1 protein-coding gene is annotated in these 522 nt (G+C 37.4%); it reads left to right on the plus strand.

Annotated elements, in window-relative coordinates; all coding sequences use genetic code 11:
* Positions 1 to 108: 108 nt before the first annotated feature.
* Positions 109 to 522, plus strand: a 414-nt coding sequence (locus CRU95_RS17000) for a hypothetical protein (protein WP_258238749.1), incomplete at its 3' end; no start/stop codon positions are given.

Here is a 522-nt window from a genome sequence, read left to right on the forward strand (position 1 = left end):
GACTAATACAACATTTTTATCTTTAGGTGCTAGTGTAGAAGATAGAGAGAGAAGAGGAAAAAGATGGGGGGGAGGAAAGGAGGGAGAAGGAGAGGGGAGAAAAAAGAAATGAGAGAAGAAAAAAAGGAGAGAAGAGGAAGGGGAGGAAAGGAAGAAAAAAAGAAAAAAAAAAAAGGAAGAAGGAAAAAAAAAAAAAAAAAAGGAAAGAGAGAAAAAGAAAAAGAAAAAAAGAAAAGAAAGAAAAAAGAAGGGAAAAAAGAAAAGGGAAAAAGAAGAGAAAAGGGAGAGGATAGAGAAAGGAAGAGGAGGAGGAGAAAAAAAGGGGAGAAGGGGGAGGAGAAGGAAAAGAAAAAAAGAGGAGAAAAGAAAAAGAAAAAGGAGGGAAGAAGGGGAGGGAGGAAGAAAAAAAGAGAGGGAGAGGAGGGAGAAGAAAAAAAAGGGAGGGGAAAAGAGGGAAGAGAGAAGAGAGAAAAGAAGAGGGAAGGAAGGGAAAAAGAGAGAGAAAAAAAAAGAAGAGAAAAA

This window comes from Arcobacter sp. F2176 (genome assembly GCF_004116465.1).
Classification (GTDB): domain Bacteria; phylum Campylobacterota; class Campylobacteria; order Campylobacterales; family Arcobacteraceae; genus Arcobacter; species Arcobacter siniprincipis.